This is a genomic window from Flagellimonas amphidinii, from assembly GCF_013090115.1.
GTDB classification, from domain to species: Bacteria; Bacteroidota; Bacteroidia; order Flavobacteriales; family Flavobacteriaceae; genus Flagellimonas; species Flagellimonas amphidinii.
This window is the reverse complement of sequence record NZ_JABFNN010000026.1, coordinates 1-17,602: the sequence shown is the minus strand read 5'-3', so window position 1 is coordinate 17,602 and position 17,602 is coordinate 1. Positions and strand designations below refer to the sequence as shown.

At 39.8% G+C, this 17,602-nt stretch carries 15 protein-coding genes; 11 read left to right on the top strand and 4 right to left on the bottom strand.

The window, feature by feature from the left end:
• Positions 1-9: 9 nt before the first annotated feature.
• Together HJC33_RS04305 and HJC33_RS04300 are read right to left on the bottom strand one after the other, a co-directional pair.
• Entirely contained in the window at positions 10-429 is a 420-nt protein-coding gene (locus tag HJC33_RS04305) for a nucleoside-diphosphate kinase (RefSeq protein WP_171657571.1), read from the bottom strand.
• A gap of 50 nt (positions 430-479) precedes the next feature.
• Positions 480-1,520, bottom strand: coding sequence for an alkaline phosphatase D family protein (locus tag HJC33_RS04300; RefSeq protein WP_171657570.1), 1,041 nt, complete (start codon positions 1,518-1,520; stop codon positions 480-482).
• A 74-nt stretch (positions 1,521-1,594) separates the two neighbouring features.
• Here HJC33_RS04300 and HJC33_RS04295 point away from each other — a divergent pair, with 74 nt between their 5' ends.
• From HJC33_RS04295 to HJC33_RS04270, 6 genes are all read left to right on the top strand, one after another.
• Positions 1,595-2,611, top strand: a complete 1,017-nt coding sequence (locus HJC33_RS04295; RefSeq protein WP_171657569.1) for a DHH family phosphoesterase — start codon at positions 1,595-1,597, stop codon at positions 2,609-2,611.
• A complete protein-coding gene (gene gldI, locus HJC33_RS04290) occupies positions 2,608-3,165 on the top strand; it encodes a gliding motility-associated peptidyl-prolyl isomerase GldI (RefSeq protein ID WP_171657568.1) in 558 nt (185 codons plus the stop codon). The genes HJC33_RS04295 and gldI overlap by 4 nt, the downstream gene beginning before the upstream one ends.
• 4 nt (positions 3,166-3,169) lie before the next feature.
• On the top strand, positions 3,170-4,276 hold the full coding sequence (locus HJC33_RS04285; protein ID WP_171657567.1) for a peptidylprolyl isomerase: 1,107 nt from the start codon (positions 3,170-3,172) through the stop codon (positions 4,274-4,276).
• A 78-nt stretch (positions 4,277-4,354) separates the two neighbouring features.
• Positions 4,355-5,440: a DUF3810 domain-containing protein gene (locus tag HJC33_RS04280; RefSeq protein WP_171657566.1), complete on the top strand. Its 1,086-nt coding sequence runs from the start codon at positions 4,355-4,357 to the stop codon at positions 5,438-5,440.
• Positions 5,441-5,485: 45 nt separating this feature from the next.
• A complete protein-coding gene (locus tag HJC33_RS04275) occupies positions 5,486-8,428 on the top strand; it encodes an amidohydrolase family protein (RefSeq protein WP_171657565.1) in 2,943 nt (980 codons plus the stop codon).
• Between the two features lie 10 nt (positions 8,429-8,438).
• Complete coding sequence (locus tag HJC33_RS04270; RefSeq protein WP_171657564.1) at positions 8,439-9,731, top strand: amidohydrolase family protein; 1,293 nt, start codon at positions 8,439-8,441, stop codon at positions 9,729-9,731.
• Positions 9,732-9,774: 43 nt separating this feature from the next.
• Here the strand turns inward: HJC33_RS04270 and HJC33_RS04265 are convergent, their stop codons facing one another.
• Positions 9,775-10,578, bottom strand: a complete 804-nt coding sequence (locus HJC33_RS04265; RefSeq protein ID WP_171657563.1) for a DUF6503 family protein — start codon at positions 10,576-10,578, stop codon at positions 9,775-9,777.
• A gap of 120 nt (positions 10,579-10,698) precedes the next feature.
• Between HJC33_RS04265 and HJC33_RS04260 the strand changes: the two genes are divergently transcribed.
• Genes HJC33_RS04260 through HJC33_RS04240 form a run of 5 tightly spaced genes read left to right on the top strand, consistent with a single transcriptional unit; the run spans position 10,699 to position 16,707 of the window.
• Positions 10,699-11,442 (top strand): TrmH family RNA methyltransferase, encoded by a 744-nt coding sequence (locus tag HJC33_RS04260; protein WP_171657634.1) that lies wholly within the window; start codon positions 10,699-10,701, stop codon positions 11,440-11,442.
• A gap of 3 nt (positions 11,443-11,445) precedes the next feature.
• Positions 11,446-12,678: a M48 family metallopeptidase gene (locus HJC33_RS04255; protein ID WP_171657562.1), complete on the top strand. Its 1,233-nt coding sequence runs from the start codon at positions 11,446-11,448 to the stop codon at positions 12,676-12,678.
• A gap of 44 nt (positions 12,679-12,722) precedes the next feature.
• Positions 12,723-14,927 (top strand): RelA/SpoT family protein, encoded by a 2,205-nt coding sequence (locus HJC33_RS04250; RefSeq protein WP_171657561.1) that lies wholly within the window; start codon positions 12,723-12,725, stop codon positions 14,925-14,927.
• Positions 14,928-14,969: 42 nt separating this feature from the next.
• Positions 14,970-15,425 (top strand): Fur family transcriptional regulator, encoded by a 456-nt coding sequence (locus tag HJC33_RS04245; protein ID WP_072877505.1) that lies wholly within the window; start codon positions 14,970-14,972, stop codon positions 15,423-15,425.
• Positions 15,426-15,438: 13 nt separating this feature from the next.
• Positions 15,439-16,707 carry an adenylosuccinate synthase gene (locus tag HJC33_RS04240; RefSeq protein ID WP_171657560.1) on the top strand — a complete coding sequence of 423 codons (1,269 nt, stop codon included), beginning with the start codon at positions 15,439-15,441 and terminating at the stop codon, positions 16,705-16,707.
• A gap of 1 nt (position 16,708) precedes the next feature.
• On the opposite strand, the gene HJC33_RS04235 is transcribed toward HJC33_RS04240, so the two are convergent.
• Entirely contained in the window at positions 16,709-17,557 is an 849-nt protein-coding gene (locus HJC33_RS04235) for a tyrosine-type recombinase/integrase (RefSeq protein ID WP_171657559.1), read from the bottom strand.
• Positions 17,558-17,602 lie beyond the last annotated feature (45 nt).

The following is a 17,602-nucleotide window of genomic DNA, read 5'->3' as shown; positions in this document are numbered from 1 at the left end:
GTCTTTTTCTTAGAATACTTCCCTGCCAGAAAAATGGAAAGCTCCTTCGATAGCAGCATTTTCATCGCTATCTGAGCCATGAACCGCGTTTTCACCAATGCTGGTCGCATATAGTTTTCTAATGGTTCCCTCTGCAGCTTCGGCTGGATTGGTTGCTCCAATCAATGCACGAAAATCCTCAACAGCATTATCTTTTTCCAAAATGGCAGACACTATTGGACCGCGGGTCATGAATTCCACCAGCTCACCAAAGAAAGGTCTCTCCTTATGAATGGCATAGAATTCTTCAGCATCCCTTCTACTCAATTGGGTATATTTCATAGCCACAATCTTAAATCCTGCAGCTGTTATTTTATCCAAAATTGCACCGATATGGCCATTTTCAACAGCATCTGGTTTAATCATGGTAAAAGTTCTGTTTCCAGTCATTTTTTTAAAATTTTGCGCAAACTTACGTTTTTTCAACCAACGGACAAGGCTTAATAGGTCTGTTTTAACTCCTCTAGGACCTTTCCGTTTTCTCCCATAATCTTAAAATGGGCCTGTTTCTTTTTAAAATCCAAATCAACTATACCATAACTAGTTGACGAAACCACCTTTCCCACCCGAAATGGATTCGGCTCACTTGTAAAATTGCTATAGGAATGGGTTAGTCCACTACTTGTGAAATCAATCAAAGGGTATGATAAGTTGGGGATTTCCGTTCTCGAAATTTCTGAAATATGTCGGTCGCCAGAAAGAATGATCACCCCTTTTGCTTTGGATGCAGCAATAATGTCCTCCAATTTGGATACCTCATTAGGGAAATTGCCCCAAGTTTCAAAACCATGCTCACGTGACAAAAACTGAATGCTGGAAATGATCAAATTGAAATCAGCATCGGATGAATTCAATTCCTGCTTTAGCCACTCCCACTGTGCATTGCCCAACATTGTCGAATTTGCTTCGGTATTTGGTTGGTACCTTCTATCTGGATTCGGGTCTTTCAATAATGAGCTTCGGAAATAACGTGTGTCCAAAACAAGTATTTTCACTTTTCCTTGGTCAGTTTTATAGGTATGGGAAGCATAAATCCCTTCCCTTGCTCTTCTTTTATCATTTTTAGGAACCTCCATAAAGTCTAAAAACTCTTTTTGACTCTCTTTTTTCATGGAAAACTCCTCTCCGCCATCATTCAACCCATAATCATGATCATCCCATGTGCCAACAACGGGAACTTTTGACTTCAACAAGGCATATCCGGCAATACCATTCTGTTCCGCATACATGCCCTTCAACTTTATCATATCATCTGTATCCGCATAAATGTTATCCCCGCCCCAAATCCATACTCGGGGATTTTCAGTCAAAATATCATCCCAATACGGATTTGTTTCATACTGCTTATTACACGAGCCAAAGGCAACCACAAAATTGGAATCCTTACTTCGTGAAGAAGAAGTTACTGCTGTGGTTTGTTTGCTGGATTTACAGCTAGAAAGTAAAATAATGCCGCCCAGTAAAAGAAATATCTGTTTCATGCATGCAGTTTAATACTAACAAAAATAGAATTTTGCAAGTTACCTCTACATTATATTATTGTATCTTTGACCGCATGAATTTAGAGGATATCGCGACAGTCAAGTCCATTCTTTCCCAACCCCAACAAATTGTAATCATCCCACATAAAAATCCTGATGGTGATGCCATTGGTTCCTGTTTGGGACTATATTCTTTTCTCAAGAACATGGGACAATCTGTTGCTGTGGTCTCTCCGAACGATTATCCCAAATTCCTGAAATGGTTACCAAAAAATGAGGAAGTCCTCAATTTTGAAAAGGAAAATCAAGAAGCCCAAAAGTGTTTAAAGGAAGCAACGGTCATCTTCACTCTGGATTTTAATGATTTTTCCAGAACTGGGCAATTAGAACCCATTCTTGAAGAAAAAGAAGCGGATTTCATCATGATAGACCATCATCAACAACCTAGTGATTATGCCAAAGTCACTTATTCTGATGTAAGCATGAGCTCTACTTGTGAAATGGTCTACAATTTTATTGAAGCTTTAGGTCGCAAAGAAAGTATCACCAAAGACATGGCCACTTGTTTGTATACGGGAATAATGACAGACACCGGCTCCTTTAAATACAAGTCCACTTCAAGTAAAACCCATATGGTGGTTGCCGACCTTATAAACAAGGGTGCCAACAATATGGAAATCCACCGTCAGGTTTTTGACACCAACTCTCCGTCCAGACTGCATCTTTTGGGAGTGGCTCTCAGCAATATGGTAATTTTATCTGAGTACAGAACGGCATATATCACATTGTCCCAAAAAGAATTGGATGACAACGATTTCAAAAAAGGAGATACAGAAGGCTTTGTAAACTACGGATTAACCCTGGAAGGAATTATTTTTGCAGTTATTTTTATTGAAAATCGGGATGAAAGTATCATTAAAATATCATTCCGTTCCGTTGGAGATTTTTCTGTGAATCAATTCGCAAGAAAACATTTTAATGGAGGCGGACATGATAATGCTGCAGGTGGACGAAGTGAGGAAAGCATGCAAGCCACACTGGACCGATTCAATGCCATTTTGAAAACTTATAAAAGCCAGCTAAATCCATGAGATTTATTCCAATACTTATACTGGGTCTGCTATTAGCACGGTGTGGTGGTCCTGAGCCCAGAAGACCTATTGAAGTGAAATCCGGCAGTTTTTTTAAAGAGTCTGTGGAACGTAACAAAGTTTTGATAGCTGAAGAGGAAAAAATCATTCAAAATATCATCTCAAAAGACACGCTTCACAACTATATGGCAAGTCCAAATGGATTTTGGTACTATTTAGAATTTCAAAATGACACAGCAACTTATCTACCAAAAACCAATGATCAAATCTTATTTTCCTATAATTTGATGACGTTGGGTGGAGATACCATTTATTCCGCCAAAGACACGGGTCCCACATCCTATGTAGTGGATAAAGAACAGCTATTCCCTGGACTTCAGAGCGCTGTGAAGCTTCTTAAGATCAATGAAAAAGCAACCTTTTTGTTTCCTTCGCTCCAAGCTTATGGCTATCATGGCGATGGAAATGCTATTGGCCCAAAGACGCCATTAAAATCGTCCGTAGAATTACATACAATCATTATTAACATAGACAGTCTAAATCTAAATCCATAATACCATGAAACGATCTCTTGTAGTCATCGCTTTATTTTCCATAGCCTTTATTGGCTGTAAATCCAGTAAATACGCTGACCTTGGCGATGGCATTTTTGCAGACATACAAACCTCCCAAGGTGATATTGTTGTTAAATTGGAATATGAAAAAACCCCGGTTACAGTGGCCAACTTTGTTTCTTTGGCCGAAGGTGACAACCCTTTTGTTACCGATAGCCTGAAGGGCAAAAAATATTACGACGGCATCATTTTTCACCGTATTATAAAAGATTTTATGATTCAAGGTGGAGACCCCACCGGTACCGGAAGAGGAAATCCTGGTTACAAATTCAAGGATGAGTTCAACGATTCACTTTCCCATAGTAAAAAAGGAATTCTATCCATGGCCAACTCAGGCCCTAAAACCAATGGAAGTCAATTTTTTATCACCCATAAGGAAACACCATGGCTCAATGGCAGACACACTGTTTTTGGCGAAGTGGTAAGCGGCATGGCGATAGTGGATTCCATTGCCAATGTGGAAACGCTACCTGGGGACAAACCAAAGGTTGATGTAGTCATGAAAACGGTGGAAATCGTGAGAAATGGTAAAGACGCCAAAAAGTTTGATGCCGTCAAAATCATGACCGCTTATTTTGCTGAAGAGGAAGCGGCTGAAGCTGCGCACAAAAAAATGATTGAGAATTTGGTCGCAGAATTTGCACAACAAAAAGAAGAAGCTGAAGAAACTCCATCAGGATTGCGCATTTATTCTTTAGTAGAAGGCAACGGTGACCAACCAAATGTAGGCCAAAAAGTATTGGTCAATTATGCAGGATGGTTACCAGACGGCACCTTGTTCGATAGTAATATCGAAGAAGTGGCGGCACAATTCAATCAATTGAATCCTGGTAGAAGAGATCAAGGTGGTTACCAGCCCTTCCCAATGGATTACAGTCCCGAAGCTGCCCTTTTTGCCGGTTTTAGAGAAGGCCTTTTAACTATGAAAGTTGGAGATAAGGTTAGACTTTTTATGCCTTCGCACTTAGGATTGGGCGCTCAAGGAAGAGGTCCCATACCTTCAAATTCAGATTTGATTTTTGATGTTGAAATCACTGGAATTCAAGAATAATGAACACCCATTAAACTTAAAAAAGCCGTACTTTTCCGTACGGCTTTTTTTCTACCCAAAACTTATGACTGATTTCTGATGGGACAAAAATTCAAGACGATTTTGGCAATAGCATTGCCCGCACAAATAATCCTGGTAAAATGGTTGGCATACTATCCAGATGTAGTGGAACAATATTATAGTAATGGTATTTATCCGATTATCGCGAAGGTTTTACGAGCTCTTTTTGGATGGATTCCATTCTCTTTCGGAGATCTTTTGTATACTGCTCTTGTTGTTTTGGCCATTAGATATCTGTATAAGAATTGGAAAAACATCAGAAAAAAACCGTCATATTTTCTAAAAGATGTTGCCGTAGTCTTGTCCATTGCTTTCTTCGCTTTTCATTTTCTATGGGGCTTGAATTATTATCGGCAACCCATCACGTGGAAAATGGGTGTTGAAAAAGAATACACGCTGGAAGAATTGGAAGACTATACCCGTTATCTGGTTGAAAGAACAAATAAGTATCAAAAAGCAATCACTGGGGATACCATAACCCCGGTCAAGATTCCCTATTCTAGAAAAGAAATATTCAAAAAAACAGAAGAAGGGTATGCCACTTTAATGCAAACCTATCCCTATTTTGAATACAAAAATCCCAGTTTAAAAGCTTCCATTTTTAGCATTCCACTGACATACATGGGTTACGGTGGTTATATAAATCCTTTTACCAACGAAGCACAGGTGAACGGAGTTACCCCTCTTTTTCGATTACCTACCGTAAGTGGTCATGAAGCAGTGCATCAATTGGGCTATGCTGCAGAAGATGCAGCGAACTTTATCGGCTTTTTGGTCACCATCCAGCACAAAGACCCTTATTTTAAGTATGCTGCCTATCACCATGCATTAGGGTATTGCCTTTCTGATTTGGCAAGAAAAGATGAAGATAAATCGAAAGAGCTGATTGCTTTGTTACATCCAGGTGTAAAAAAGAACTTTCAAGAATTACGGGAATTTTGGGAAAATTATGAAAACCCTTTGGAACCTATGTTCAAGGCTGTATTCAACACTTTTTTAAAGGCGAACAACCAAAAAGAAGGCATAAAAAGTTATCATTCCGTAGTTGGATTAATGATCAGCTACCAAAAGAAAAAGTTGTCCCAACTGGAACTTGTGCAATAAGCACGCATCGGTTACCTTTAGAGTGACTAATTCAATTGAAACAATATGAAAATGAAACTCATGGCGCTGTCCTTGTTTTGGGGCAGTGTTTCTCTATTTGCACAAGATTATTTCCCAACAAATGATGGTGTCAAATCAGAGAACAACAACTACAGGGCATTCACCAATGCCACAATTTATGTTTCCCCAACCCAAACCATTCCAAATGGAACCCTTCTTATTCAAAAGGGAAAAGTGGTACAGGTCGGAAACAACATCAACATCCCCAAAAATACTATTATTGAGAACCTGGAAGGAAAATATATTTACCCTTCCTTTATCGATATCTTCTCTGATTTTGGGGTAAAAAAGCCTAAAAAAGCAGATGGGGCTGGAAGATCTGCACAATATGGACCATCACGTGAAGGCTATTATTGGAACGACCATATTATGCCCGAAAACAAGGCTATTTCAAGTTTTACCTATGATGATAAAAAGGCAAAACAACTTAGAAAAATTGGCTTTGGAGTAGTCAACTCCCATATTCATGATGGTATAGCAAGAGGCTCGGGGGTTTTGGTCGCTCTCAATGACACTGGCAGTGAAGCCAAGAGAATTCTTGATGATACATCTGGCCAGTATTTTTCTTTCACCAAAAGTATTGCAAAAAGACAATCCTACCCTACCTCAATTATGGGGGCTACAGCATTGATGCGACAATTGTATTATGATATGGATTGGTACAGCAAAGGAAATGTGGACACCAAGGATTTGTCCTTAGAAGCCCTGATCAATAACAAAGAACTTACACAGATTTTTGCCGCCGGAGGCAATGGTCATGTAGTAAGAGCTGATAAAATTGGTGATCAATTTGGAGTGCAGTACACCATTATGGCTGGAGGGGATGAATATGAGCGTATAGATGACATTAAGGCGACCAATGCTAAATTAATCGTCCCTATTAATTTCCCCGATGCGTATGACGTTTCCAATCCTTATGAAGCGCATTATGTTTCCCTTAAGGATATGAGGCACTGGAATTTGGCTCCTTCCAATCCCAAGGCCTTGCAAGATAATGGTGTTGTATTTTCCTTGACCTTGTACGATTTGAAAAACCCAGCAGATTTTAAATCCAACCTTTTAAAAGCCATCACCTATGGATTATCCAAAACAAAAGCATTGGAAGCCCTCACCATGGTACCAGCCGATATTTTGGGCAAGTCCAACCAACTAGGAACACTACAACCGGGAAAACAGGCCAATTTTTTAATTGCTTCTGGAGATATTTTTGAAAAAGGAACCACGCTATACGAAAACTGGGTTCAAGGGACAAAAAATGTAATCCAATCCAAAGACCAGAAGGATATCCGTGGGGATTACGCGTTGAGCCTCAATAGTAAAAAATATTCGGTTATTATTCATGGAAAAGTCAATCAACCAAAGGTTGAAGTAAAAAAGGATACCCTAAAACTAGATGCTAAAATCAATTATGGTGAAGATTGGTTGAACATCAGCTTCTCAGATAATGAAGGTGGCGCTTATCGATTGGTGGGACAAATTAGCTCAGCGCAAGAAAATATAGCCTCAAAAGTGATCTTCCCCAACGGGAATGAAACCAATGCAACTTTAATCAAGACTGCTCCTTTTAAAGAAAAATCCAAATCGGACAATACTGATGAAGCGCCAACAACCGTAGCCATCAGTTACCCTAATGTGGGTTATGGATATGCATCTAAACCCAAACAGGAAAACATGCTCTTCAAAAATGCGACCGTTTGGACAGGAGAAAGTGTTTTAGAAAATACCGATGTATTGGTGAAAAACGGAAAAATTTCTAAAATCGGCAATGGTTTAAATGCTGGAAATGCCAAGGTAATCGATGCCACTGGAAAGCATCTAACAGCAGGCATTATTGACGAACATTCCCATATTGCGGCACTCAGCATCAACGAAGCCGGACACAATTCTTCCGCGGAAGTAAAAATGAAAGATGTCATCGACCCAAAGGACATGGATATTTACAGAAACCTTGCTGGGGGTGTCACCACCATTCAATTGCTACATGGCTCTGCCAATCCAATTGGTGGTCGCTCCGCTATTCTTAGATTGAAATGGGGCGAAAATACAGATGGGTTGATTTTCTCCGAGGCCCCTAAATTCATAAAGTTTGCACTTGGGGAAAATGTAAAACAGTCCAACTGGCAAAGCTTTTCCAGATTCCCACAAACCCGTATGGGTGTGGAACAGGTGTTTATTGATTATTTCCAACGGGCCAAGGAATACGATGCCCAAAAGAAGAGTGGACAACCATATCGTTATGATGAAGAAATGGAGGTCTTGGCCGAAATTTTAAATGGAGAACGATTCATCAGTTGCCATTCTTATGTGCAGAGTGAAATCAACATGTTGATGAAAGTTGCCGAAAAATTCAACTTTAGGGTAAACACCTTCACCCATATTTTGGAGGGTTATAAAGTAGCCGATAAAATGGCCGAACACGGTGTGGGCGGTTCCACATTCAGTGATTGGTGGGCTTATAAATACGAAGTGAACGATGCCATACCATACAATGCCGCTATCATGGCAAGTCAAGGAGTAACCGTTGCCATCAATAGTGATGATGCCGAAATGTCTAGAAGATTGAACCAAGAAGCTGGCAAAACAGTAAAATATGGTGGTATGTCAGAGATTGAAGCTTGGAAGACCGTTACTCTCAATCCAGCAAAACTGTTACATATTGATGATAAAGTAGGAAGTATTGAAGTAGGCAAGGATGCCGACGTGGTACTCTGGAACAACCACCCTTTATCTGTTTATGCCAAAGCTGAAAAAACATTGATTGAAGGTGCTGTGTATTTTGATCTGGAAAAGGACAAAAAGCTTCGCGAAGCTGTCAAAAAAGAGCGCAACCAGTTAATTGGCATGATGCTCCATGAGAAAAAGAGCGGAAAAAAGACACAAACTCCCCAACAAAACAAGAAAGAAAGATTTGAATGTGAAACCCTATAATTTAAAGACCATGAAAAAAATAATTATAAGCATAGCCATAGTTTTTGGGGTTTCAATGAGTGCTCAACAGACCCCGGCACCGCCCCAAACTGAGCAAGTAGCTATTTTTGGTGCAACGGCCCATATTGGAAATGGAGAAGTCATAGAAAATTGCACCATCGTTTTTAATGATGGAAAAATTACGGCAATTGGTCCGGATTTAATGGCGACCACGGTCGGAACATCCATCAATGCGCAAGGAAAACATGTGTATCCCGGTTTTATTGCGCCAGGAAAATCCTTGGGACTCATAGAAGTAAATGCAGTAAGGGCCAGTAACGATCAGGATGAGATTGGCGATATGATTCCACATGTGCGCAGTATTATCGCTTACAACTCAGAATCCAAAGTAGTGGAAAGTATGCGTCCCAATGGCGTACTGCTTGGTCAAACCACTCCGCAAGGTGGTAGAATATCCGGCACATCGTCCATAGTACAGTTTGATGCTTGGAACTGGGAAGATGCTGTTGTGAAAGAAAATGATGGCATTCATTTGCATTGGCCAACCCTTTTTAGAAGAGGTAGGTGGTGGATTGGGGAACCCAATGGTTTTATCCCCAATAAAGATTACCAAAAACAAGTAGAAGCAGTAATCTCTTTTATGGACAATGCCAATGCTTATGCAAAGGACAGTCCTAAAGAATCTAATTTGGCCTATGCGGCTATGAAGGGCGTTTTTGATGGTTCGCAACATCTCTACATTTATGCTGATGGTGAAAAAGAAATTATGGACGCAGTTGCTGCAATTAAAAAATCAGGGGCAAAAAATATTGTTTTGGTCGGAGGATACCAAGCACATAAAATTGCAGGTTTTTTGAAACAAAACAACATTCCTGTTCTTGTAAATTTCACACATAGTTTGCCCTCTTTTGATGATGATGACTATGACCATACCTATAAATTACCCAAACTTTTAGTAGATGCCGGACTTTTAGTTGGATTGCAAAATGCATCTGCTTCCAATTTTCAAACCCGGAATTTACCCTTTTATGCCGGCCAAGTTGTAGCACAAGGGCTGGATAAAGAAAAAGCGCTGCAGCTTTTGACGGGCAATACGGCTAAAATTTTAGGTATTGATGCTGATTATGGTACCTTGGAAGTTGGTAAAAGCGCAACACTCTTCATTTCTGAAGGAGATGCCTTGGATATGCGTACCAACCAACTTTTAAAAGCTTATATTGATGGAAGGGACGTTTCTTTGGAGACACATCAAACGAAACTTTGGAAACGATATATGGGCAAATACGAAAGCGAAGGGAAATAATTTCAAAATAAAAAAGGGCGTTCTTTGGAACGCCCTTTTTATTTTAATTGGTCTTTACATCCACATATTCAGCTGACGGAGGTTTGGCATAAAATCCATCTTCCAAAGCTGTATTTTTCAACGTTACGTTTTCAAATGTCACCGTACTGCGCGGTTCTAAAATTGTGGCACCCTCGAAATTGTACCATGTAATGGATTTGGGCAATGTAAGACTGCCTATTTTCTGCCAATCATCATAACGAATCCATTTGACTGTATTTGATTTTTCACCGCTGCGATAGGTAACGGTGTATCCCAACCATGCCATTTGGTGTGTTTCAGGGTCATAATAAATAAAGTATTCATCCTTAGAAGATACTCCTACGCCAGATTTATAGGAAATCCCGATTCCTGGGTAACTTTTCCCTTCGAACACTAAATCTTCTACAGTATGGTACAAAATCCCATCATCTGCCAATACAAAAGGCATTGCATAGAAATAGAACATCAAATTATGATAAAAGCCTGCGTCCCCTTTATAATTTTCATCAATATCTAAAAGCCAAACTCCTTCTCCATCAAATCCCATGGAAAAATTATCTGTATCTATCCTATCCTTTCTGGAACGAAGATCTATTGTATGTGTTTCGGCAAAATCCTTCTTGGGGAGGCTATAGACCAAGGTATGTAGCTCCTTCCAATCAGCTAAACCTCCGTGAGCTTCAAAAATAAGGTTCAAAGCTTTTGGAAAATTGTTTTCAATAGTACTTTCAACAGCTACAACCGCATCACTTTCCTGTTCTTTTACAACTTTAGGTTTACAGGATGCAATGGCAAAGACTAAAATAATGATTACTAAGTTTTTCATATGGATAAATTTCATCCTCTGTCGGATTATCGGTGACAGGATTACAAGAATACGTATTTTTAGACCGTGAGCGATGTTAAAAAAATAAGCAGTGTCCAAAATCCTTTGGTCAAAAAAATAATGCTTCTAAAGGAGAAATCCAGAGAACGCAAAAAAACTGGTTTGTTCGTGGTAGAGGGAGCGCGTGAAATTGAACTGGCCCAAAAGGGTGGATATCGTATTGAAACCCTGCTCTACTGTCCAGAAATTATAGGAAAGTCAATTTCAAGTATTGAAAATCAAAATACTGCGCACATTGAAATTTCAAAACAAGTCTACGAAAAATTAGCCTACCGGGAAACTACAGAAGGGGTTTTAGCTATTGCGGAGTGCAAATCGCATAATCTTGACCAAATTCAATTTAGTGCTGACCATCCTTTGATCTTGGTCGCCGAAGCGCCGGAAAAACCAGGTAATATTGGTGCCTTGTTAAGAACTGCAGATGCAGCAGCGGTAGATGCTGTTTTAATTGCCAATCCTAAGGCCGACCTATACAATCCCAACATAGTTAGGTCTAGTGTGGGTTGTGTTTTCACCAACAGTATAGGAACAGGTACAACTGAGGAAATTATCCAATTTCTAAAACAACAGAAAGTCCAAATTTTCTGCGCTGCACTAACTGCATCGGAAAACTATGTGAATTGCAATTTCAAAGCAGCCACTGCCATCGTTGTTGGTACGGAAGCAACGGGATTATCCGAAGAATGGTTGAAAAATTCCGATCAGAACATCATTATTCCCATGCAAGGAGAAATTGACTCCATGAACGTATCCGTCTCAGCGGCAATACTTATATTTGAAGCGAAGCGGCAACGCGGATTTTAGCCTATGGAAAAAACTACTTTGTTCTATGTTATCATAGCCATTTTGGTGGTCCAATATTTGCTCCATCAATTATTGGACTATTTGAACGCCAGCCGATTTAAATCGCAGGTTCCCGCTGAATTGAACGATGTATTTGATGATGAGGAATACCAAAAATCGCAACAATACAAAATGGAGAACTATCAATTCAGTTTGTTTTCCGATGGTTTTTCGTTGTTGTTCACGCTAGCATTTCTTTTTTTCGGTGGATTTGAATGGTTGGATACCCTAACTCGATCGCTGACTGAAGATATGATTCCAATGACCTTGATTTTCTTTGGATTTATCATGTTGGGAAGCACATTGATCGGGCTTCCTTTTTCATACTACCAAACCTTCATCATTGAAGAAAAATACGGTTTCAATAAAACCACCAGGCAACTTTTCTTTTTAGATAAAATAAAAGGAGGAATTCTATCCGTCATTTTAGGAGGTGGCATATTGTCACTTTTTATGTTTTTTTATCAATGGACTGGTCCAAATTTTTGGATATATGCTTGGATTTTAATCGGGGCATTCATTTTATTCATGAATTTGTTTTACAGCAGACTGATAGTTCCCCTGTTCAACAAACAAACCCCTTTACAGGATGGAAGTTTAAAAAATTCCATTGAGAACTATGCTGAGAATGTGGGGTTTGAGCTCAAAAATATTTTTGTGATCGATGGCTCCAAACGTTCCACAAAGGCCAACGCCTATTTTTCTGGATTTGGCAAAGAAAAACGAATTACACTTTTTGACACTCTCATCAATGATCTTAACGAAGAAGAAATTGTTGCTGTTTTAGCGCATGAGGTAGGGCATTATAAACGAAAACATATCATTTTCAACTTGTTTTTCACTTTGGCTTTGACTGGACTTACCTTATACATTCTTTCCGTTTTCATCAACAATCCGGAGATTTCTTTGGCCATTGGAGTATCCAAACCCAGTTTTCATGCTGGCTTAATTGGTTTTGCTTTGTTGTACAGTCCAATTTCTGAGGTAACAGGACTGATCATGAACTATTTATCCAGAAAATTTGAATTCCAAGCGGATGACTACGCCAAAAATACTTTTGCAGCCAAACCCTTGGTCACATCGCTCAAAAAATTGTCCAAAAACAGTTTGAGCAACCTTACACCACACCCAGCCTATGTTTTTGTGCACTACTCCCACCCACCTTTAGTGGAGAGAATCAGGAACTTAAAGGCATAATTTTTGTTGTCTACCTATAAAGATTGTGCTAACTTTAATATACTATGACGGAGGCTGCCATTGAAAAAGAGAACAAAGAGATTGCAAAGCAGTACAAAGAATTGCTTCGCATTAGCTATCAAACACTGTCTGATGAGGACAAGAAATTGATTCGCTCTGCCTTTGATGTAGCTGTTGATGCGCATAAAGATCAACGCCGAAAGTCTGGAGAAGCCTATATCTTCCACCCCATTGCCGTAGCAAAAATTGTGGCTTCCAAAATTGGTTTGGATGCTGTATCCATTGCTTCTGCCCTACTCCATGATGTTGTTGAGGACACGCCCTATACTTTGGGCGATATTGAGCGCATGTTTGGGGAAACGGTGGCTAGAATAGTGGATGGACTCACCAAAATAGCCCATCTTAAAAAAGATAAAGACATTAGTCAACAAGCAGAGAATTTTAGAAAAATGCTGTTGACCTTGCATGATGATGTACGGGTAATCATCATCAAAATTGCGGATAGGTACCACAACATGCTCACCATGGACTCCATGCCAGAGCATAAACAGGTAAAAATCGCTTCGGAAACCCTTTATATTTATGCACCACTGGCGCACCGCATCGGTCTGTACAATATCAAGACCCATCTGGAAGATTTGAGTTTAAAATATACCGAACCAGAGGTTTACAATGATATTCAGGCCAAAATTGAGGATACCGAAGAAGCAAATTTTGCTTATATCGAAGACTTTTCGAATGTGATCCGTAATTCACTGGACAAGGAAGGGCTCAATTATGAGATCAAGGGACGAACGAAGTCCATTTTTTCCATCCGAAGGAAAATGAAGGCTCAAAATGTATCCTTTGATGAAGTTTATGACAAATTTGCCATACGGATCATCTACAAATCAGACCGGAAAAATGAAAAGTTCCTGGCTTGGAAAATTTACTCCATTGTAACGGATCATTTCACTCCCAACCCCATCCGACTTAGGGATTGGATCACCTCACCTAAATCTACCGGGTATGAAGCATTGCACATAACTGTAATGGGGCCCAAAGGAAAATGGGTAGAAGTACAGATTCGTAGTGAGCGAATGCACGAAATTGCAGAAAAAGGGTATGCCGCACACTTTAAATACAAACACGGAGACCAAAAAGAACAGGGTATTGAGGAATGGTTGAACCGATTACAAGAGGCTTTGGAAAGTGCCAATGGCAATGCGGTGGACTTTGTAGAGGAATTCAAACTTAACCTCTATTCCAAGGAAATATTTGTCTTTACCCCTAAAGGAGATTTAAAATCCATGCCCAAGGGTTCCACTCCTTTGGATTTTGCTTTTCACATTCACACTGAAATAGGCATGAAAACCCGTGGTGCTCGGGTGAATGGTAAACTTGTGCCTCTTGGATCCAAGCTACACAGTGGCGATCAAGTGGAAATCATTACCTCCGATACCGCAAAACCAAACCAAAGCTGGTTAGACTATGCCAATACGGCAAGGGCGCGTTCCAAAATCAAATCTTCTCTTCGGGAAGAGAAAAAGAGCATTGCTGAGGATGGCAAGGAGATTCTTCGCAGAAAGTTGAAATCACAAAAAATCAACCTAAACGAGGACACGGTCAATAAATTGGTAAGTTTTTTCAAACTAAAAACAAGTTTGGATCTCTTCTATCGTGTTGGAATAGGGGTTATCGATAATGAAAAAATCAAGGACTTTGCCTCTTCCTACAACAATGCATTCCTCAATTTCTTCAAAAACAGAATTAGAAGAACCCCAACCTCTCAGGATATTGACAAGGAGGAAATTACCTCCAAATACGATATGCTTGTATTTGGCAAGGAAGAAGAAAAACTCAACTATAAATTGTCTCAATGCTGTAATCCCATACCAGGAGATGATGTATTTGGTTTTTTAAGCGTGAGCGATGGCATAAAAGTGCACAAAAAGAACTGCCCCAATGCTATTTCGTTGCAGTCCAATTACGCCTACCGAATCATGAGTGCCAAATGGATTGATTCCTCTCAAGAAGAATTTTCTGTGGACATTCAAATTACAGGAATTGACAATTTGGGCTTGGTGAATGAAATTACCAATATCATATCGGACAACATGCACGTAAACATGCGTAGTCTCAATTTTAGTGCAGATGGGGGTACATTTACTGGAAAAATCACCTTGATTGTTAAAAATAACAGCATCCTTAAAAAATTGATGCACAATTTGAAGCAAGTCGAGGGGATCGATAAAGTGTCCAGAATTTAATTTTTAGCTGTACCTTTGTACATTAGGACAGCTCGTAAAGTCATGGGGAACAATAAAAACCAAGAAATTGTAAAAAATGTGTTCACAGCCTTTTTGGAGGAAAAAGGACACCGAAAAACACCTGAACGCTACGCTATTTTACAGGAAATCTATGAAAGTGACGATCATTTTGATGTAGAATCGCTCTATATTAAAATGAAGACCAAAAATTATAGGGTAAGCCGCGCCACACTGTACAATACCATTGAATTATTGCTCGAGTGCAAATTGGTGCGCAAACACCAGTTTGGCAAAAATCAGGCACAATACGAGAAATCCTATTTTGATCGTCAGCACGACCATGTCATCCTAACTGATACTGGAGAAGTGGTTGAATTCTGCGATCCCCGCATACAATCCATCAAAAAGACCATAGAAGAGGTTTTTGACATCAAGATCAACAACCACTCGCTGTATTTCTATGGCACTCGAAACAAAGAAGAAAACCTAACTGAATAACCCTTTCACCTCTATGGTAGATTTATTGCTCGGACTCCAATGGGGAGACGAAGGAAAAGGAAAGATTGTTGATGTACTTACCAAAGATTATGATATTATAGCCCGTTTTCAAGGAGGCCCCAACGCTGGGCACACCTTGGAATTTGATGGCATAAAACATGTATTGCACACCATCCCTTCGGGAATATTCCATGAAAATGCCCTGAACATAGTGGGCAATGGCGTGGTCATAGACCCCGTAATTTTCAAAAAGGAATTGGATAATCTGGAAAAATTCAACATAGATATTATTTCCAAGTTATTGATTTCCCGTAAGACCCATTTAATCCTACCTACCCATAGATTACTGGATGCCGCATCGGAAACTGCCAAGGGGAAAGCCAAAATTGGTTCTACCCTAAAGGGTATAGGGCCCACTTACATGGACAAGACCGGAAGAAACGGCATGCGTGTGGGTGATTTGGAATTTGATAACTGGAAGGAAAAATACCGTGCTCTGGCCAATAAGCACGAAGCCATGATCGACTATTACAATGTGGATATTGAATACGATTTGGCAGAGTTGGAAGAAGAGTTTTATGAGGGAGTGGAAACCCTAAAAAAACTCACTTTTATTGATAGTGAGGAATTCATGTTTCAAGCACAAGCCGAAGGCAAGAAAATCTTGGCAGAGGGAGCTCAAGGTTCTCTGTTGGATATCGACTTTGGAACCTATCCCTTTGTTACCTCCAGCAACACCACTGCCGCAGGGGCCTGCACTGGGTTAGGTGTAGCACCTGGCAAAATTGGCAGGGTATTGGGCATTTTTAAGGCATATACCACCAGAGTGGGCAGTGGACCTTTCCCTACGGAACTTTTTGACAAGGATGGGGAAACCATGGGACGTGTTGGCAATGAATTTGGTGCCACTACTGGGAGACCCAGACGCTGCGGTTGGTTGGATTTGGTAGCGCTAAAATATGCGGTACAAATCAACGGAGTAACGGAGCTTATGATGATGAAGGCAGATGTATTGAGTGGCTTTAAGACCATTAAGGTCTGTACGGCCTACCAATATAACGGAAAGGAAATTCAACATTTACCTTATAACATTGAAAGCGATAATGTAACTCCTATTTATACCGAAATGAAGGGTTGGGCCAAGGATTTGACAAAAATGACATCTGCCGAGGAGCTCCCACCTGCTTTGAACGACTATATTGCGTTTTTGGAAGAGCAATTGAACGTTCCCATTAAAATTGTATCTGTGGGACCGGATAGGTTGCAGACCATCCATCGGTAATTCATATAGCAATATTCAAAAAATCCACAGGGGTTTTTATGTTTCGCATGGATTTTGTGGTCACGCGGGTATATTTCATTGTGGTCTTTAAACTATTGTGCCCCAAAAGTTCTTGGATTATTCTTATGCTTACACCTGAGTCCATTAAATGTGTTGCATAGGCGTGCCTAAGGCTGTGTGGGGTTACATGCTTTTTGATATTAGCCTCCCTACATGCTTTTCTAAATATACTTCTTAGGCTGGTTTCTGAATATTTTTGTTTTTTGGCACCGTAAAAAAGATAGTGGTTTGGTTTATAGGCCCGGTAGTAGTTGCGCAAATGCGCCAATAATTTTGGGGACAATGGTACCACACGATCCTTTTGTCCTTTTGCATTTTTGATGTGAACCATCATACGTTGTCCATCTATGTCCGATAACTTTAGCTGTATTAGTTCGCTTCTTCTGAGTCCAAGCCCATAAATGCACAGCAGTATTGTTTTGTGTTTTAGGTTTGTAGTAACCCGCAGCATTCTTTCCACCTCCTCCTTGGACAAGATTTCTGGCAAGAATTTTTGTTTTCTAGTGGGGTATATTGTTGTAAAGTCAATTTTAATGCTGTTAAACTCATTATAGAACACTCTTAAGGCTCCTAAAAGTTGTTTGTGCGCCGAAGTTCCATACCTCTGCTTTTTAATAAAATCCAAAACTTTTGAAACAATGACATGGTGATCCAACTTTTCTAAAGGTGTTTCACCTACAAAACGCTGAAATCTATGGATAAGACTGGTGTATGTATTGATAGTACTTGGACTATATCTTTTAAGTTTAAGAAATTCTGAAAATTTAACAAAAGTGTCTTTATCCGCCATTTTGGTAGTTATGTTAAAATATTAACAAACCTAACCATAACCACC

Bases quoted from the DNA above. Each gene is read 5' to 3' on its own strand.
- HJC33_RS04305 (WP_171657571.1), bottom strand. From the start codon at position 429: ATGACTGGAAACAGAACTTTTACCATGATTAAACCAGATGCTGTTGAA.
- HJC33_RS04300 (WP_171657570.1), bottom strand. From the start codon at position 1,520: ATGAAACAGATATTTCTTTTACTGGGCGGCATTATTTTACTTTCTAGC.
- HJC33_RS04295 (WP_171657569.1), top strand. From the start codon at position 1,595: ATGAATTTAGAGGATATCGCGACAGTCAAGTCCATTCTTTCCCAACCC.
- gldI (WP_171657568.1), top strand. From the start codon at position 2,608: ATGAGATTTATTCCAATACTTATACTGGGTCTGCTATTAGCACGGTGT.
- HJC33_RS04285 (WP_171657567.1), top strand. From the start codon at position 3,170: ATGAAACGATCTCTTGTAGTCATCGCTTTATTTTCCATAGCCTTTATT.
- HJC33_RS04280 (WP_171657566.1), top strand. From the start codon at position 4,355: ATGGGACAAAAATTCAAGACGATTTTGGCAATAGCATTGCCCGCACAA.
- HJC33_RS04275 (WP_171657565.1), top strand. From the start codon at position 5,486: ATGAAAATGAAACTCATGGCGCTGTCCTTGTTTTGGGGCAGTGTTTCT.
- HJC33_RS04270 (WP_171657564.1), top strand. From the start codon at position 8,439: ATGAAAAAAATAATTATAAGCATAGCCATAGTTTTTGGGGTTTCAATG.
- HJC33_RS04265 (WP_171657563.1), bottom strand. From the start codon at position 10,578: ATGAAAAACTTAGTAATCATTATTTTAGTCTTTGCCATTGCATCCTGT.
- HJC33_RS04260 (WP_171657634.1), top strand. From the start codon at position 10,699: ATGCTTCTAAAGGAGAAATCCAGAGAACGCAAAAAAACTGGTTTGTTC.
- HJC33_RS04255 (WP_171657562.1), top strand. From the start codon at position 11,446: ATGGAAAAAACTACTTTGTTCTATGTTATCATAGCCATTTTGGTGGTC.
- HJC33_RS04250 (WP_171657561.1), top strand. From the start codon at position 12,723: ATGACGGAGGCTGCCATTGAAAAAGAGAACAAAGAGATTGCAAAGCAG.
- HJC33_RS04245 (WP_072877505.1), top strand. From the start codon at position 14,970: ATGGGGAACAATAAAAACCAAGAAATTGTAAAAAATGTGTTCACAGCC.
- HJC33_RS04240 (WP_171657560.1), top strand. From the start codon at position 15,439: ATGGTAGATTTATTGCTCGGACTCCAATGGGGAGACGAAGGAAAAGGA.
- HJC33_RS04235 (WP_171657559.1), bottom strand. From the start codon at position 17,557: ATGGCGGATAAAGACACTTTTGTTAAATTTTCAGAATTTCTTAAACTT.